At 73.1% G+C, this 15,994-nt stretch carries 15 protein-coding genes; 5 read left to right on the forward strand and 10 right to left on the reverse strand.

Translation table 11 applies throughout. The features are described from left to right. Positions 1–170 precede the first annotated feature (170 nt). A complete protein-coding gene (locus tag ACH34Q_RS10265; protein WP_395982583.1) occupies positions 171–1,322 on the reverse strand; it encodes a PucR family transcriptional regulator in 1,152 nt (383 codons plus the stop codon). A gap of 401 nt (positions 1,323–1,723) precedes the next feature. On the opposite strand from ACH34Q_RS10265, the gene ACH34Q_RS10270 reads away from it, so the two are divergent. Beyond that, complete coding sequence (locus ACH34Q_RS10270; protein WP_395982584.1) at positions 1,724–2,791, forward strand: alpha/beta hydrolase; 1,068 nt, start codon at positions 1,724–1,726, stop codon at positions 2,789–2,791. A gap of 122 nt (positions 2,792–2,913) precedes the next feature. Continuing rightward, positions 2,914–4,287, forward strand: a complete 1,374-nt coding sequence (locus ACH34Q_RS10275; RefSeq protein ID WP_395982585.1) for an alpha/beta hydrolase domain-containing protein — start codon at positions 2,914–2,916, stop codon at positions 4,285–4,287. Between the two features lie 74 nt (positions 4,288–4,361). Here ACH34Q_RS10275 and ACH34Q_RS10280 read toward each other — a convergent pair whose 3' ends face one another. The 7 genes from ACH34Q_RS10280 to fdxA form a co-directional block, all read right to left on the reverse strand. Further along, positions 4,362–5,249: a diiron oxygenase gene (locus ACH34Q_RS10280; RefSeq protein ID WP_395982586.1), complete on the reverse strand. Its 888-nt coding sequence runs from the start codon at positions 5,247–5,249 to the stop codon at positions 4,362–4,364. A 154-nt stretch (positions 5,250–5,403) separates the two neighbouring features. Next, positions 5,404–5,958, reverse strand: coding sequence for a TrmH family RNA methyltransferase (locus tag ACH34Q_RS10285; RefSeq protein WP_395982587.1), 555 nt, complete (start codon positions 5,956–5,958; stop codon positions 5,404–5,406). 162 nt (positions 5,959–6,120) lie between these two features. Continuing rightward, entirely contained in the window at positions 6,121–7,422 is a 1,302-nt protein-coding gene (locus ACH34Q_RS10290) for an alpha/beta fold hydrolase (protein ID WP_395982588.1), read from the reverse strand. A gap of 161 nt (positions 7,423–7,583) precedes the next feature. Continuing rightward, positions 7,584–7,970 carry a cupin domain-containing protein gene (locus tag ACH34Q_RS10295; protein ID WP_395982589.1) on the reverse strand — a complete coding sequence of 129 codons (387 nt, stop codon included), beginning with the start codon at positions 7,968–7,970 and terminating at the stop codon, positions 7,584–7,586. Positions 7,971–7,994: 24 nt separating this feature from the next. Further along, on the reverse strand, positions 7,995–8,408 hold the full coding sequence (locus ACH34Q_RS10300; RefSeq protein ID WP_395982590.1) for a hypothetical protein: 414 nt from the start codon (positions 8,406–8,408) through the stop codon (positions 7,995–7,997). After that, positions 8,409–9,092: a helix-turn-helix transcriptional regulator gene (locus ACH34Q_RS10305; protein ID WP_395982591.1), complete on the reverse strand. Its 684-nt coding sequence runs from the start codon at positions 9,090–9,092 to the stop codon at positions 8,409–8,411. After that, positions 9,089–9,430 carry a ferredoxin gene (gene fdxA, locus ACH34Q_RS10310; protein WP_395982592.1) on the reverse strand — a complete coding sequence of 114 codons (342 nt, stop codon included), beginning with the start codon at positions 9,428–9,430 and terminating at the stop codon, positions 9,089–9,091. Before fdxA ends, ACH34Q_RS10305 begins: the two co-directional genes overlap by 4 nt. Before the next feature lie 115 nt (positions 9,431–9,545). Between fdxA and ACH34Q_RS10315 the strand changes: the two genes are divergently transcribed. Both ACH34Q_RS10315 and ACH34Q_RS10320 read left to right on the forward strand, forming a co-directional pair. Continuing rightward, positions 9,546–9,905, forward strand: coding sequence for a DUF488 domain-containing protein (locus ACH34Q_RS10315; RefSeq protein ID WP_395982593.1), 360 nt, complete (start codon positions 9,546–9,548; stop codon positions 9,903–9,905). A 57-nt stretch (positions 9,906–9,962) separates the two neighbouring features. Then, positions 9,963–10,907, forward strand: a complete 945-nt coding sequence (locus ACH34Q_RS10320; protein WP_395982594.1) for a zinc-binding dehydrogenase — start codon at positions 9,963–9,965, stop codon at positions 10,905–10,907. Here ACH34Q_RS10320 and ACH34Q_RS10325 read toward each other — a convergent pair. After that, positions 10,904–13,600 (reverse strand): ATP-binding protein, encoded by a 2,697-nt coding sequence (locus tag ACH34Q_RS10325; protein WP_395982595.1) that lies wholly within the window; start codon positions 13,598–13,600, stop codon positions 10,904–10,906. The genes ACH34Q_RS10320 and ACH34Q_RS10325 overlap by 4 nt on opposite strands. 304 nt (positions 13,601–13,904) lie before the next feature. Between ACH34Q_RS10325 and ACH34Q_RS10330 the strand changes: the two genes are divergently transcribed. Next, positions 13,905–14,807: an ATP-binding protein gene (locus ACH34Q_RS10330; RefSeq protein ID WP_395982596.1), complete on the forward strand. Its 903-nt coding sequence runs from the start codon at positions 13,905–13,907 to the stop codon at positions 14,805–14,807. On the opposite strand, the gene ACH34Q_RS10335 is transcribed toward ACH34Q_RS10330, so the two are convergent. Further along, positions 14,751–15,959 carry a helix-turn-helix domain-containing protein gene (locus ACH34Q_RS10335; protein ID WP_395982597.1) on the reverse strand — a complete coding sequence of 403 codons (1,209 nt, stop codon included), beginning with the start codon at positions 15,957–15,959 and terminating at the stop codon, positions 14,751–14,753. The genes ACH34Q_RS10330 and ACH34Q_RS10335 overlap by 57 nt on opposite strands. Positions 15,960–15,994: the final 35 nt, after the last annotated feature.

The raw sequence follows: 15,994 nt of genomic DNA on the forward strand, positions 1-15,994 counted from the left end.
ACGTCGCCGCCCGTGGACCGGGGTGGCGTCGTTCTCTTTCGGTCCTTGCCGCCGTACGGGGTTTCACGAGTTTGCGGAAATCGACTCGTCCGCGCACGACAGCGCTTGACAATAATTCCGGCGGCGTTTGTCACCGCGGTGTAGTGCGGTGCGCCGCCGGTGTCCGGGCGTCACCGCGCATCGGCGGTGTCCGTACACGTGAACCGCAGCATCGAGTTGAGCGCGATCATCGTGGCGAGCTTGGTGTCGGGGGCGGGGAGCTCGCCCCCGAACAGTTCCTGGGTCACGCGGATCCGGTACCGCACGGTCTGGGGGTGGACGTGCAGGTGCTGGGACGTGATGACCGCGTTGCCGCCGCTGTTGAAGTAGGCCAGCAGCGTCTCGGCGAGGATCTCCCGCCGCGGCGACGGCTCCTCCAACAGGGGCCGCAGGTAGAGCGGGGTGGCCGCGTCGACGAGGTCGTGGCCGACGAACGCGATCAGCGTCGCCAGGTGGTCCACGCAGCGCAGCGCGCCCGTGCGGGGGAGGACGCCGTCGTCCATGAGCGCCATGGCCTGCCGCGCCCATCGCAGCGAGACGGCCCCGCGCCCGACCGGTACGGTCGGCCCGATCGCCGCGCCCGCGCCGCCGTCGGTCAGCGACGCCAGCAGGCGCTCCTGCCCGGGACCCTCCGGGTCGGGGACCAGGAGGTAGGGCCGCTCTCCGGACTGCTCGGCCAGGACGGTCGGCGGTACGAGCCGGGCGGTGTCGCCGGCCGTCCGCCGCAGCGCCACGACGCAGATGGTGTCCGGGGTGTCCCAGCCCGCGGTCCTGGACAGCTCCTTGATGGCCTCGTGGCTGGCGGGCGGATCGGCGACGAGCAGCTCGCGCAGCCGGTCGCGGTGCCGCTCCCGCTCGGTGGCCAGCTCCTGGCGCGCGGCGGCGTAGCCCTCGGCCGCCGCGTCCACGAGCCGGCCCAGGAGCAGGAACAGCGACTCGGTGAGCATGGTCAGCGTCTCGTGCGGCCAGTCGAGCCGGTAGGCCTCCCCGATGAAGCGCCGGCAGGCGATCTGGCTGCTGAGCCGAAGCGCCGCCTCCAGGCCGTCCAGGCCGTGCCCCCGGCCGGCCTCCTGGGCGCCCAGCCGGGCGTAGGTCTCGACGAGAGGCGTCCAGTCGGGGCCGGCGCCGTCCATGGAACGCACGAAGGTCTCGACGGTCGTGGAGATGGTGCGGACCATCTGCCGGCCCTGGACGCTGTCGGCGGGCTGCGCGTACGCGGGGACCTGCCTGCGGATCTCACCGGCGATCTCTTCCACGACGGCCGGAACGTGCGGGCGCAGCATCTCGCCGAGCAGAACCGGCGGGTCGTGCCACGCATGAAGGGAGCGGGGTCTGTGTACTGCCAAGGGCGGGGGGAGCGCCACAGTTTCTCCTAACGATCCGAAAACACCGGGCTCACTGGGCACGTCAGTCTTATCCCTCACACCGGAGGGTCAAGGGAAGCGAGGAATTCATGTGCGCGGGCCCAACGGCGTTAGGGCGCGGTCACTGATTTCATGCAAAGGGAACACCGTTTTTCTGTCCGCTCGCCGGACGGTGTGTCCGGTTCCATCGCCGGTTGTGTCCGTTCAAAAGGCAGGCGTGTCCCGCTTCCGCGTTCAATGGGCGTGGACCACAAATGGGGACGGCGAGTTCGTGCCGTGGGTAGTGATCCGCGTACCGGCGGGCGGTCTAGCTTCCTCGCATGCCCCAGGAGAGACGATCGCCGGCGGTCCGGCGCGGTCACGGATCACAGCACGCCCGGACGGCGCCGAGGAGGGCGGGGGCCGCGCTTCTGGCCGCGCTGTTCTTCGCACCGGCCCCGTTCGCCGACGTGGCCGCGCGAGCCGATGAGGCGCTCGTTCCGGCCGACGGCGGCGCGCGGATCACGGAACAGACGTGGCTGGACGAGCGGACCTTCGACGCCACCGTGGACTCGCCCGCGCTCGGCCAGAGCGTCAAGGTCCGCGTGCTGGTCCCACGGGGCTGGTCGCGCGAGGCGAGCCGGACGTGGCCCGTGGTCTACGCGTACCACGGAGGACGCGACACCTACGTGTCCTGGACCCGGAGCACCGACATCGAGCAGCTCGCGGCCGGGCAGGACGTGATGGTCGTGATGCCGGAAGGCGGCAACGGCGCGTACACGGACTGGTGGAACGACGGCAAGGGCGGGACGCCGAAATGGGAGACCTTCCATACCCGGGAGGTCCTCCAGCTCATGGAGCGCAACTACCGCGCGAGCGGATCCGGGCGCGAGCGCGCCGCGATGGGCATCTCCGCCGGGGCCTCGGGTGCGGTGACGTACGCGGCACGGCATCCGGGCATGTTCCGCTACGTCGCGGCCTCCAGCGGGATCCTGCACCTGACCCAGCCGGGCATCCCCACGCTCACACTGCTCGTCCAGGGCCTCTACACCGACGAGGGCGACCCGTTCCGCGTCTGGGGAGTGCCGGGCGTCGACGTCGAGAACTGGCTGGCTCACGATCCGTACGTCCTGGCCCGGAACCTGCGCGGAACCGGGCTCTACATCTCGACCGGAACGACGGGCAAGCCGGGGGAGTACGACCGCCCCAAGGAGGGCGAGGAGGAGGCGGTGCAGGTCCAGGAGATCCTGTGTGGCGTGACGACCGGCTCCTTCCTGGCACGGCTGAAGGCGCTGCGCATCCCGGTGACCTCGAACGTCTACGCCGACGGCTGGCACAACTGGGAGGCCTGGCAGCCCGAGATGCACCGCTACTGGCCGGCGATGACGCGGGCCATCGGTGTTCCGTGATCCCGCCGGACCGGCGAACGAAGTCACATGACTGGTGATTACGCCGTTGGCGGCCGAGCCCCCTTCGGCGACCGTGAAGGGGGCCCGCGGAAAGGGCCCGATGCGACGAAGGGACCGAAGCGATGCTCGCACGATCCACAGCGGCCCGGCTGGCGCTGGCCGCCGCGGTGGCCGCGGGACTGGTGTACGCGCCCGTCACCGGCCAGGCAAGCGGGGCCCAGCCCGCGGCCCCCACCGTGGAAGGCCCGCTCCCGGGCGCACCGCCCGGCGATCCGAAATCACCGGACGTGAAGGACACCTATCCGTGGATGGCGACGAACGCCGATCTGGCGTCCGCCGGGTACGTGGAGGAGGAGTTCGGCATCTCCGGGGCGGCCGACGCGTACAGCACCTCCGGTGAGCTCCTGGGGTCGGACGTCCCGTACAAGACCCGCGTCATTGTGCGGCGACCGGCCAAGGCGGCCAGGTTCAACGGCACGGTGGTCGCCGAATGGCAGAACGTCTCCGGCGGGTACGACCTGGACGCCCTCTGGAGCACCGAGCAGATCACGCGTGCCGGCTACGCGTGGGTCGGGATCTCCGCGCAGCGGGTCGGCGTGAACCAGCTGAAGGGCTGGAGCCCGGCGCGCTACGGCGGCCTCGACGTCACCGGCGGCGGGCGCTTCAACGCCGACGAGCTGTCGTACGACATCTTCGCCCAGGCCGCCAAGGCCCTGCGGGATCGGGGCCGCGGGTCCGCGCTCGGCGGGCTGAAGGCCCGCAACCTGCTGGCCGCCGGCGGCTCGCAGTCGGCGGGCCGGATGACGGTCTACTACGACGCGGTGCTGCCCAAGACGGAGAAGGTCTTCGACGGGTACGCGTTCATCGTCGGCCCGGCCCCCACCCGCAGGGGCACCGAGCCGGTGTTCCAGGTGGTCTCGGAGACCGATGTCCGCACGCCGGTCCGGCCGCCCGACACCGACGGGTTCCGCCGCTGGGAGGTGGCGGGTGCCGCCCACTCCGGCTGGAACGGCCAGCAATACCGCGCGCCGATCCTGACCCGCGATCTGGGCGAGGCCCCCACGTACGAGTGCGCACGGCCCGCGTTCAGCCGCGTACCGCTCCACCATGTCGTCGCCACCGCGTACGACCATCTGGTGCGCTGGATCGAGCGCGGGGTGGCGCCGCCCACCGCTCCGCCGCTGCAGTTCAACGCCGATGGGACCAAGGCCCGTGACGAACGGGGACTGGCCCTGGGCGGAATCCGGCTGTCCCAGGTGGAGGCTCCCATAGCGCTCAACACCGGTGACAACGCCGGAGAGACGTTCTGCGTCCTCTTCGGCAGCTACGAGCCGTTCGATAAGGCCACGCTCGACACGCTGTACCCCTCGCACGGGAAGTACGTGACGTCGGTGGTGCGGTCCGACAAGCGCAACCTGCGCGCCGGCTACCTGCTCCCCGCGGACGCCCGGCAGAACCGCATCGAGGCCATCCACTCGGACGTCGGCGGCCGCTGACGTGTGACCGCCCGGCCGGATGCCACACCATCCGGCCGGGCGGGCGGACCTCCAGGCCGCCCGCGACGCTCCGTTCAGCGCAGCAGCCCCGCCCGGCGCCACAGGCCGGTGCCCGGGCCGGAGATGAGCCCCAGTTCCTTCAGGAACGGCATCACCTTCTCGCCCCGCCAGTGCCGGATCTCCTGGTGATGCGGGTTGGCCAGGGCCATCCGCCGGCCCTGCTCCGGCTCGATCCCGACGCTCCGGTAGACCTTCGGGTCGACCACGAACTCGATCGTCGCGGTGGCCGCGACCGCCGCCACCAGCCGGTGCCCCGCCAGCGCCGCGCGGCCGAGCCCCTCCATGCTGCGGACGATCTCCTCCCGCGCGTACCGGACGTGCCGGGCCTCCTCCACGACGTGGATGCGGCTGACCTCGCGGACCATCGGCTGCACGCGCTCGTCGGCCATGGTGGCGCGCTGCATCCGGTCGAAGATCTCCTCGCCGATCAGGAACGTCGCCCACATGGACGGCCCGCCTCCGATGGCCTTGAACAGCCGGCCGGCGTCGTGCACGATGCGCGGCGGCCGGTAGCGGGGGGTGCCCAGGCGGCCGAGCAGCCGTCCGAACATCACCGAGTGCCTGGTCTCGTCACCGACCTCGGTCAGCGCGAACTGCGCGTGGGCGCTGCGCGGGTCCAGGTCATACACGAACCGCGTGAACAGCTGCATCAGCGACAGCTCCAGCCACAGGCCCATGGCCGTGGTGCTGGCCAGTTCGTGCCTGGACAGCTCGATCCGCTGCTCCTCGGTGAGCCGCCGCCAGGCGGGCGTCCCGTAGAGGGAGATCTGCTCGGGCGGCATGTAGGACATCCCCGGTTCGAACGGTGCGTTCCAGTCGATCTCGATTCCGGGGTCGAACGATGCCCGGGCCGCCGAACGCAGCAGCCGGTGGGCGGTGGCCTCGCGATCCTGCACTCTCATCGCCACTCCACAGGTAGACGGGGGGAGGGCATGACTTTCCTCCCGCCGCCCCGCCTGCGACATGGCCTGCTCGCGCGTACCGGCGCACCCACTTTTAGCGCCCGATCACAAGCCGACCGTCCGGCCGCGATCCTCATCCCGGTACGACCGGACGTCAGAGCAGGCCGGCGAGTTTGTACAGGACGAGCGAGCCGGCCACCGCGACGTTGAGGCTGTGGCCGGTGCCGACCATGGGGATCTCCACGGCCAGGTCCAGCAGGTCGAGCGCGTCCGGCGGGATGCCGTGCTGCTCGTGGCCGAGGACGGCGATCGTCCGTTCCCGGGCGGCGGGCAGGTCCGCGAGCCGTACGGCCTCGTCGGCGAGTTCGACGCCGACCACGCGGGTGCCCTCGGAACGCTGCCGGGCCAGCCATCCCGCCGGGTCGTTCACCCAGTGCACGCAGGCGGGACGGCGCAGGGTGTTGCCCCGTTCCAGGGCCTCGGGGACCCACGGGAAGCGGGGGACGGCCAGGCAGGCCCCCACCGCGTCGCAGGTACGCAGCAGGGTGCCGAGGTTGGCGCCGTGCAGCGGCCACAGCGGGGCCGCGATGAGGTGGTCCCAGCAGGAGTGCGAGCGGCGCCGCCGGTCGCGGCGGAGTTCGCGGCGCGGCCGGGTGCGGATCTTGCCGGCGGGTGGACCGGGACGTCCCGTCCCGGTACGGGCGGTCACCGGAGCGGGGTGGCCGGGCCCCCCATGCATGAGCGAGTGTTCATCAGCAGCCCACTTGTCGGTGTGAGCGGACCATCGCCGGTAATGCCGTATTGGTCCGATAAGGCTACGGTGCGGCACCGGACCCTGTCCATGTGCCGCACCGCGCGTCGGGACGAGGGGTCAGTTCGGGTGGTCGTTGAGCTGGACCGAGACGCGGTGCTCGCTGGACGGCCAGCTCGGGACGGCCAGGGCGTCGAGGCGGCCGTCACCGCCACGGGGACGCGACACGATGGAGACCGGCCGCGTACCGGCGGGTACGTAGAGGTCCATGGCGGTGATGAACGGCTGCGCGAAGAACTGCGGGATCGGGGCGCTCAGGTCGGTGACGCCGTCGCGGCCCGCGTCGTAGGTGAAGATCCCGATCGCCCGCTTGGTGCGCGGCGCGTTGGCGGCGTTGAGGATCTCGCGCCCGTTGACGCGCAGCGAGTCGCCCGCGGTGCCCTGGTCGCCCCACCACTCCTTCTGCCGGTTGATGACCAGGTTGGAGTGGTCGTCGCCGACCTCGGTGAGCGCCGGGAGCCCTTCGCCCGGGCGGCTGGTCAGCAGGCGGACGAGGGTGTCGGTACGGCCGAACGGCTGGAAGTACAGGTGGTGGACGGACGTCGGGCTCCACACGATCGCGAACTCGTAGTGGGCGTCGCCCCGGCCCCTGAACGGGCCCCACGACCCGTCGCCGGCGATCGGGTACGCGGCCAGCGGGCGGTGCGTGATGCGCGCGCCGGTGTACGGGTTCACCTGGTAGATCTCCAGTCGGGTGCCCGCCGCGCCGACGTTGGACGGGAAGAGGACGGCGCGTCCGGACAGGGACACGTACCGCTCCGGAACGATCGCGGTCGTGAGCGGGGCATGCCCGTTGAAGAACTCGTAGAACCGGGCGAACGTCTCGGGCGAGGTGACGATCTGGGTGTGCGACTGCCCGGAGAAGTAGACGTTGGTGGCGCCGCCTACGGCGCGTTCGGCCGGGCCCTCGCCCCACACGGCGAGGGTGGGGACGCCGCCGGGCTGGTCGGCCGAGGGGGCTCCGTCGAGGTTGACGTAGTGCGCGACGGTCGCCGCCCGTTCGGGCGAGCTTCGCAGGTAGGCCTGCATGAGAATGGTGCCGAGCGAATGCGCGAGCAGATCGACCCGGTCCGCGCCGGTCCTGTCCAGGAGGCGGGCGATGCGCTCGTCCAGCGAGGCGAAGACCTGGTCCCGGGTGGTCGTGCCGAACGTCGAGTCGTACTCCTGGGTCTCGATGTGGCCGGCGGGATAGCGGTTGGAGGCCAGGCGCCGTGCCTGGGTTTCGAACTGCCCGCCCGAGCCGCTGAACCCGTGCACGAAGACCACGGGTCGAGGGCGGGAGCCGTCCCCGTGGGCGGCCGAGACGGCCGCCACGGGGACCAGTAGCAGGACGCAGAGCAGAGCGACGAGCCTTCGCAGCATCGGACGGACCCTTCTGGCGACACCGGAGCCGCCCAAGCGTCCGATCATGAAGGGGCCGGGTCAAGGATTCGCGACCGATCCGCCGCCGGACTGTCGGAGGCCACAGTTCCCGGCCGGACGCCGCGTTCCGCGCGCACAATCCGGCGGGAGTTCCCGTGCGGCTACGGGGCCGGGGTCCACCGGGGGATCCGGGCGGCGAAGTCGGGCGGGGAGAAGACCGCCAGCAGCGCCGCGGGCTCGGAGCCGGGGTTCTCCACCTCGACCTTCTCGCCCACGGCGACATGGGCGATGCCGCCCGGCGACAGCTCGCCGGTCTGCTCTCCCGAGCGGACGACGACCTGTCCCGACAGCAGCGTCAGCAGCGTCTCGGAGTCGCCGTGGGCGTGCCCGCCCATGCGGCCGCCCGCGGGTACGTCGATGCGCACGGCCGCCAGGTGCTTGCAGCCCTCGTCCCCGGGGCCGATCAGCAGGCGCGGGGTGACGCGGTCGACCGGGTCCTGCGGTGCGGCGGTGGTGACGGTGTACATGGTGTTCTCCGTTCGGATCATGACGGCGGATTCAGGACGGCGGATTCAGGACAGCAGGAGCGTTCCGGTGGTGATGAGGGCGATCACCTTGATCACTTCGAGGGCGATGTAGGCCAGGTGGATCCGGGAGGGCGGGACGGGGTCGCCGGCGATCACGGCGGCGGCGCGGCGGTTCAGCGGGGCGCTGACCACGGCCATCTGGACGAGCAGGCAGGCCCCCGCGACGGCGGCCGCGATCCAGACCCGGCCGGCCGGGCTCCCGGTGGCCAGCGCGATCACGACCAGGACCGCGAGGACGGTCTCGGCCATGTTCAGTGCCCGGAACACCAGCCGCCCGATGCCCAGCCCCAGCGGCACGGTGATGCCCGGCGCCCGGAATTTCAGCGGGGTTTCGAGGAAGGAGATGGCGATGACCATCCCGAGCCAGGTGAAGACGGCGGCGGTGGCGAGCTCTGCCATTCAGGGGACCTCCGGTTCGGTCGGGGCGTCGCCGAAGTGGACGGCGCACATGTCGGCGCGGACGAACGGTTCGAGCACGGGATCGGGCGCGCCCGGGTCGAGCCGGGCCAGCAGGCCGGTGAGCAGCCCTTGGTGGGCCGCGCACACCACCTCCGGGTGGGCCCGGGCGGTGTCCCTGAACGGGCAGCCGTGCAGCAGGACGCGACCGTCGGGGGCCGGCTCCGGATCGAAGCCCATCTCGGTGAACAGGCCGTTGACGACCTGCCGCGCCTCGGCGGTCGTCCGGGCCGGCGCGGGGTCGGCCTCCAGCCGCCGGCCCGCCCAGGCGTGCCCGGCCCGCTGCGCGCGGTCGGACCGCCGTGCGGGAGTGTCGTCGAAGTGCGCGGCCAGCAGGTCGCTCAGCTCCCGGTAGGGGTCGCCGTCCCCGCCGCCGTCCTGGAACGAGGGCGAGTACACGGTGCCCGGCCGGCCCCGGCCCTGGGGCGGTCGCCGGTGCGACACGGCGAGCCCGACCTCGATCAGGGCGTCGAGGTGCGAGCGGGCGGTCGTGACGTGCAGGCCGGTGGCGGCGGCCACCTCCTGCGCGTCCACGGGATGGCCGGCCGCCCTCAGGTGGTCCAGGATGTCCAGGCGGGCCGGCACCGACAGCACCCCATGCGCCCGCGCCCGATCCTGCGTGCTCATGCCGGTTGCCGGACTGCGGCCACCAGGGGCGTGTCCTGCCCCAGCCGGCCGAGCTTGGTGGCTCCGCCGGGCGAACCCAGCGGTCCGTCCCGTCCCGGCAGCGTCTCGGCGAAGAACGCGGCGTTGTCGCCGGTGTAGGCCGACCACTGCTCGGGGACGTCGTCCTCGTAGTAGATGGCCTCGACCGGGCACACCGGCTCGCACGCCCCGCAGTCCACGCATTCGTCAGGATGGATGTAGAGCGCCCGGGCTCCCTCGTAGATGCAGTCGACCGGGCACTCGTCCACGCACGCCCGGTCCAGCACGTCCACACACGGCTCAGCGATCACGTACGTCACCAGCGGCCTCCCTCTCCTATTTTAGAGGATCATATCCCTCTAAAATAAGGGGTAGGCCACCGCCCCCTGCGGGCAGGGAGTACCCGGCGGGACGTACAGAGGAAGAGGTGCCGAGGTGACCGGGAAAGCACAGGTCAGGGTGGGCCGCGTCTACGACGAACCGGCGTCCGCCGACGGGCTCCGCGTCCTGGTGGACCGGGTGTGGCCGCGCGGGCTCAGCAAGGACAAGGCCCACATCGACGAGTGGTGCAAGCAGGTCGCCCCGTCCACCGAGCTGCGCAAGTGGTACGCCCACGACCGCGAGCGGTTCGCCGAGTTCACCCGCCGCTACAAGAGCGAGTTGCGGGAGGACGAGCGGGCCGAGGCGCTGGCGCATCTGCGCGACCTGGCCCGCGGGAAGACGGTCACGCTGCTGACCGCCACCAAGGAGGCCGATATCAGCCAGGCGGCGGTGCTGGCGGACATGATCTCCTGACCGCCGCACGCGGTATGTTCCGAGCGCTACGTCGCGGCGGGCCCTTTGGGGGATGAGATGCGTGCCTTGGTCTATGCGGGTCCTGCGGTGCTCAAGGTCGACGAGGTCGCCGAGCCGGTGGCGGGCGAGGACGGCGTGGTCGTGTCGGTGGACCTGACCGGGCTGGGCGGCAGCGAGGTGCTGGCGCTGCGGAACCCGGGCGCCCGGAAGCTGCCGCTGATCATGGGCCATGGGGTGGTGGGCCGCACGCCGGAGGGCACCCGGGTCGCCGTGAACCCGCTGTCGGGCTGCGGCGATTGCGCGCAGTGCACGGCGGGCCTGGCGCAGCGGTGCGCCGGCTGGCGGATGCTCGGCGTCCACTACGACGGCGGGCTCGCCGAACGGGTCGCCGTCGCACGGCGGGCACTGGTCCCGATCCCCGATGCCCTGGCGTGGGAGCAGGCCGTGTTCATCGAGCCGTTCGCCAACGCGGTACGGGCCTGGGAGCGTTCCGGCGCGACGAGCGCCGACGCGGTCGGCGTCATCGGCGCGGGCGGGCTCGGGCTGGGATGCGTCGCGGCCGCGCGGCAGGCGGGCGCCCGCCGGATCGAGTGCGTCGAGCCGTCCGATGAACGGGCCGCCGCGGCCGCCGGGCTGGGAGCGACCGGCCGCGATACCGGGCAGGCCGGCCGGTACGACGTCGTCTTCGACACCGTGGGCAGCGCCGCGACCCGTGCCCTGGCGGTGGAGCTGACCCGCCCGGGCGGCCACATCGTGCTGCTGGGGTTCGCCGACACCGTTCCCGGGTTCGACCCGGTGGCCTTCATCCGTGCCGAGCACCGGCTGACCGGGTCGTTCGTCTTCGACGACGCGCAGTTCCGGGCCGCGATCGACCTGGCGGGCCGTACCGATCCCGCGTGGGTACGGGTCGTCGGCCTCGACACGGCCGTCGCGGCGCTGGAGGACTTCTCCCGTGGCGACCATTCGATCGTGAAGGCCGCGGTGCGACCGGCACGGGCTTAGAGGTCGCCGCCCGGGCAGAGAAGAAGGGTGCGGGCATGCTCGAAGCGTGCGCCGAGCCGTTCCCAGCCCGCGAGTGAGGCCTCCAGGGCGGCGCGGTCCCCGTACAGGCGCCCTTTGACACGTTCCAGGCAGGCTCCGGCCCAGTCGTTCTCCCCGGCGTCGGCCTCCAGCGCGGGCAGGTGCTTCTCGGCCTCGGGCAGCTCGGCCATGACGGCGAGCTCCACGGCGGCGGCATGGGCGTACGGCTCGTACCGTGCGCGCGGGACGTACTGGAACGCACGCTCCAGGTGACCGGCCGCGTCGGCCAGGTCGCCGGTGTGGACCGCGATCCTGGCGTCCACGAAGCACGCGAGCGGCGCGAGCTGGGTCTGGAAAGGGTTGGGGATGCCCGAGACCGCGCCGACGCGGGCCCGCCACCGCGCGGACAGCTCGGGGTCGCCGAGCAGCCCGTACGCCAGCGAGGTGAACTGCACCGCCGCCGTCATCCCGAACGTGGGCGGGCACCCGGCCCGCCGCCAGCTGTCCCACATCGTGACGGCGTACCGCAGCGCCTCCTGGAGATCGCCGGTGAGCACCAGCGCCGGGATCACCTTGCTGGCCGACAGGTAGGGATGGTCGCCGAGCAGGTCGTCGGCCAGCAGCCGCCGCGCGGTGGCGAGCGCGGCGGGCAGGTCGCCGGCCGCGACCGCGTCGGCGCACGCCCCGCCGTAGACGTCGTCGATCTCCGGGGCCGAGTACGGATCGTCCGCGTCCATCAGGGGGAGCAGGGCGAGGCGTTCGGCGCTCAGCCGGTGCGCGTCCCGGAGCCGGCCGGACGTGGCGGCCGCGGTCCGCAGCGCGTCGAGGGCACCGCTGATCAGCACCGGGTCGGCGGTGGCCCGCGCCGCCTCGACGGCCCGCTCGCCCAGTGCCGGATCGGGGGCGAGCTTGCACGGGCCGTTGTTCCACGCCGCCGCGCAGGCCAGATGGGCGGCGACGACGGGATCGGCCGGGTCGCCCGCCCCGGCCGCCTCCCGGAGCAGTCCGGCCAGCCGCTCGCCGGGGATCTCGGTACGGAACGTGGCGGGGAACCGCCCGGCCAGCTCGGCCGCCCGGGCCAGCGCGACCGCCTGGGCGTTGCCGTCACCGGCGGTCCGCGCGGCGCCGGCCGAGGCGAGCCGCGACTCGAACGCCTGGCCGGTGTCGTGCATGACCTGCGCGCAGTCCGCCGCGCTGCGCCAGGCGTCGGCCGCGGCCGACGCGGTGGGCGCGTGCTCGGCGGCACACCGGTAGTGGTCCAGGGACTCCCGCAGGAACCGCCGCGCGTACGCCAGCCGGCTGAGCGAGCGCGCCAGCCGGTGCGAGACGGGGTCCGGCCCGGCGGGTGCCGAGGCCAGCGCTGCCCGCAGTTCCGCGGCGACGGTGTCGAAGTCCTCGGTCCACCGGCCGTCGAGGGGGTCTTCCAGTGCCGCCGCGGTGGCCGCGGCCCATTCCAGGTGCCGGTGCTGGACCTCGGCCCGTTCACCGCTGAGGTCGAGCTGCTCGGCCGCGTACGCGCGGATGGTCGCCAGCAGCCGCCACCGGCTCACCGGCCCCCGCCGGTGGATCACCAGGCTCTTGTCCACCAGCCGGCCGAGGACGTCGGCGCCCGCCGCCGGCGAGACCGCGCAGACCGCCGACACGGCGGCCAGATCGAAGGCGCCGTTGAACGCCGCCAGCCGCCGCCACAGGGTCCGCTCCTCCTCGTCCAGCAGATCGTGGCTCCAGCCGATCACGCCGCGCAGCGAGCGGTGCCGTACGGCCGGACCGCGCCCACCCGCCAGCAGCCGCAGGTAGTCGCCCAGCGCGGTGAGCAGGCCGGACGCGCCGAGCGAGGCGCTGCGGGCGGCGGCGAGCTCGATCGCCAGCGGCAGCCCGTCCAGGCGGGCGCACAGGTCGGCCACCACCGCCGGATCGGCCGCGTGGCCGGGATCGGCGGCCAGGGCGCGGTCGGTGAAGAGTCGCTCGGCGTCCGAGGCCAGGGGGAGCGGCCCGACCGGCACGACCTGCTCGCCGGGCAGGCCGAGCCGCTCGCGGCTGGTGGCCAGGATCGTGGCCTGAGGGCAGGCCGACTGGATCCGCTCGGCGAAGTCGGCCGCCGCGTCCAGCAGGTGCTCGCAGTTGTCCAGGATCAGCAGCGACCGGCCCCGGGCGAGCCGTTCGGCGATGGTGTCCTCCAGCGGCTGCTGCGGCCGTTCCGACACCCCCAGCGCCTCGGCCGCCGTTTGCGCGACGAACCCGGCACCCACCGGCGCCAGATCGACGAACGCCCCGCCGAACGGGAACAGCGAGGTGACCGCCTCGCCCACGACCATCGCGAGCCGCGTCTTGCCGACCCCGCCGGGCCCCAGCAGCGTCACCAGCCGGCCGTCCCGCAGCGCGGCCACGACGGCGTCGCGCTCGCCCGCGCGCCCGATGAACGAGGTCCGCGCCGCCGGCAGCCCGGCCAGCCGTCCCAGCGGAGGCGGAGCGCCGTCGCCGACCGTTTCGGCGAGCCCGGCCAGCTCGCTCCGGCCCGCCACGCCGTACTTGCGCAGCAGTGACGAGACGTGCCCCTCGACCGTGCGTACCGAGACGTGCAGGCGGCCGGAGATCTGGGCGTTCGACAGCCGAAGCCCCAGAAGTGCCAGCACTTCGGCCTCGCGCGCGGACACCTCGACGGGCTGTTCCCCCACCGGACCATCATGACCGACTTCTGATTATTTGTGGCTGAATGCAGCTACGTACGGGATCTTGTCCACTCAAGGCCACCCGCACGCGCCGGCGTCCGGGCGGACGGGGTGCGATTCAGGCGCCAGGTGACCAGGAGGAGGAGTAGGAGGCTCAGGCCGCCGATGAGCAGGTAGCCGCTTCCGCCGGCCGTTCCGTCCCAGAGGGCGTGCAGCGTGACCACGCCCGCGAAGACGAGGGCGAACCGGCTCCGGGCCCGCGGCCCGTGACCGGCTCGCCGCCGTCCTCTTCCTCGCCGCGCCGCTGCTGGTGGGCCTCCTCGCGCTGGCGGCCTGGACCCTCGTACGGACCGCGCTGCGGCCGGTCGACGCGCTGACCCGCGAGGCGGCCGGCATCTCCCTGCTGGAGACCGGGTGCAGTCTCCCGGCGGTGCCCGGCGACGACGAGATAGCGCGGCTCGCCCGCACGCTGAACGACATGCTCGCCCGCCTGCGCGATGCCGCGGCCCGCGAGCGGGCGTTCGTCGATGACGCGAGCCACGAGCTGCGTACCCCGATCGCGGTGCTGCGCGGCGAACTCGAGCTGGCCCTGGCCGCCGACCGGGATCACGAGGTGCGGCACTCGCTGCGCGCGGCCCTCGCCGAGGCGGAACGGCTGTCGCGGCTCGCCGACGACCTGCTGCTGCTCGCGCGCGACCGGGCGGGTTCCCTCGTCGTACGGACCGAGCCGGTCGACCTTCTCGACCTGGCCGCCGCCGAAGGCCGCCGGCTCGGGACGCTGCACGGCCTGCGCGTCGAGGTGTCCGGCGACCCGGTCGTGATCGACGCCGACCCGGAACGGCTCGGGCGGATCCTGGCCAACCTGGCCGGCAACAGCGCCACGGCCGGTGCGAGCGCCCTGCGAATCCACATCGGACGAGGCCCGGACGGCACCACCCTCCAGGTCGCCGACGACGGGCCGGGATTCCCGCCCGAGATGCTGACCGCGGCCTTCGCCCGGTTCGCCCGCGGCGATGACGCCCGTACCCGGGGCGCGCACGGCGCCGGCCTGGGCCTGTCGATCGTCCGGGCGGTGGTCACCGCGCACGGCGGCACGGTCACGGCCGCCAACGGCGGGCCGCTCAGCGGAGCCGTGGTCACCACCCGGCTGCCGCGCTCAGGGGCGCCGTTGCAGGTACGCGGCGCGCAGGGTCAGCTCGAGGACGAACCGTGACGTCGGATCCTTCAGCTGCTCGCCGACGAGGTCCTCCATCTGGCGCAGGCGGTAGCGCACCGTCTGCGGATGGACGCCGAGCCGGTCGGCGACCTCGACCGCGCTGCCCCGCGAGGTGACCCACTCCCGCAGCGTGTCGATCGCGCGCTGCCTGGTCGCGGGCGACAGGTCCCTGAGCGGGGCGAGATGGCGCCCGGCCAGGTAGCGGGTCATCGACGCGTCCGAGGTCAGCAGCACCGTGACCAGATGATCGTCGCACCTGGTCAGCGGCGGTACCGCACCGTCCTCCCCGATCACCCGCGCCTCGCTGAGGGCCAGCACCCGCCGGGCCCAGCGCAGCGCGTCGGGGGTCTGGTCGATCGGAACGGTGCACCCGATCACCGACGGGGCGTCCTCCAGGACCGCCGACAGCATCGCCAGCCGCGCCGGGCCGGCCTTGCCGGGGACGAGCAGGCACGGCTGGTACGAGTCGGTCTCGGCGAGCACGTCGGGATCGAGGGCCGACCGCGTGAACTTCGTCCCGGCGGCGACGACGACCGGGGTCACCTGGGCGGGCACCACCCAGTCGGCGGCGAGCGCCAGCGTGCGGAACTCGGCGTCCCCGGGAACCGGCCGGCCCTGCTGCAGGATCGCCGCCAGCAGGGCCTTCCGCGCGTCCTTGCGGGCGAGGTCGGCCCGCGCCTGGGCCGACCGGTACCCGATGACCGTCTGCTCGGACACCTCGTCGACATAGTCGATCATCGTCTCGGCCATGGCCGCGATCACGCCGGCCGGGATGTGCTCCCGCCAGGCGGCCTCGGCCGTCCGGTGCCAGCAGATCCGCAGGGCGACCCGGAAGGCCGCGTTCAGCTCGTCGAGGGAGCGGCCCTCGACCGCCTCGAAGTGGCCGAGCGCCCGGGCGGTGGCGTTCCGCTCGATCGAGGGGGCCGACGGGTCGCCGACCCGGACGATGAAGCCACGGACCAGGGTCTCCACCCCGAGCGTCATGATCCGGTGGTAGGTGGACTCGTCGGGCCGGTCATAGGCGGGGATCAGTGTGCGGATCGCCGCGGTGATCTCGTCGACCACGCCCGGCAGCGCCGGCCACATCAGCTCGGTGAAATGCGGCGGGACCGCGCCCAGAGGCGGGTCCGCGATGCTCTCCGTCGTCACAGCGCGCTCCTGCGGGGCCGGCCGTGTTACGGCCG

Origin of the sequence: Actinomadura sp. 9N407 (genome assembly GCF_044326315.1) — a bacterium.
GTDB lineage: Bacteria > Actinomycetota > Actinomycetes > Streptosporangiales > Streptosporangiaceae > Spirillospora.

Bases quoted from the DNA above. Each gene is read 5' to 3' on its own strand.
- ACH34Q_RS10290 (WP_395982588.1), bottom strand. From the start codon at position 7,422: ATGCTGCGAAGGCTCGTCGCTCTGCTCTGCGTCCTGCTACTGGTCCCC.
- ACH34Q_RS10275 (WP_395982585.1), top strand. From the start codon at position 2,914: ATGCTCGCACGATCCACAGCGGCCCGGCTGGCGCTGGCCGCCGCGGTG.
- ACH34Q_RS10305 (WP_395982591.1), bottom strand. From the start codon at position 9,092: ATGAGCACGCAGGATCGGGCGCGGGCGCATGGGGTGCTGTCGGTGCCG.
- ACH34Q_RS10320 (WP_395982594.1), top strand. From the start codon at position 9,963: ATGCGTGCCTTGGTCTATGCGGGTCCTGCGGTGCTCAAGGTCGACGAG.
- ACH34Q_RS10280 (WP_395982586.1), bottom strand. From the start codon at position 5,249: ATGAGAGTGCAGGATCGCGAGGCCACCGCCCACCGGCTGCTGCGTTCG.
- ACH34Q_RS10270 (WP_395982584.1), top strand. From the start codon at position 1,724: ATGCCCCAGGAGAGACGATCGCCGGCGGTCCGGCGCGGTCACGGATCA.
- ACH34Q_RS10300 (WP_395982590.1), bottom strand. From the start codon at position 8,408: ATGGCAGAGCTCGCCACCGCCGCCGTCTTCACCTGGCTCGGGATGGTC.
- ACH34Q_RS10265 (WP_395982583.1), bottom strand. From the start codon at position 1,322: ATGCTGCGCCCGCACGTTCCGGCCGTCGTGGAAGAGATCGCCGGTGAG.
- ACH34Q_RS10295 (WP_395982589.1), bottom strand. From the start codon at position 7,970: ATGATCCGAACGGAGAACACCATGTACACCGTCACCACCGCCGCACCG.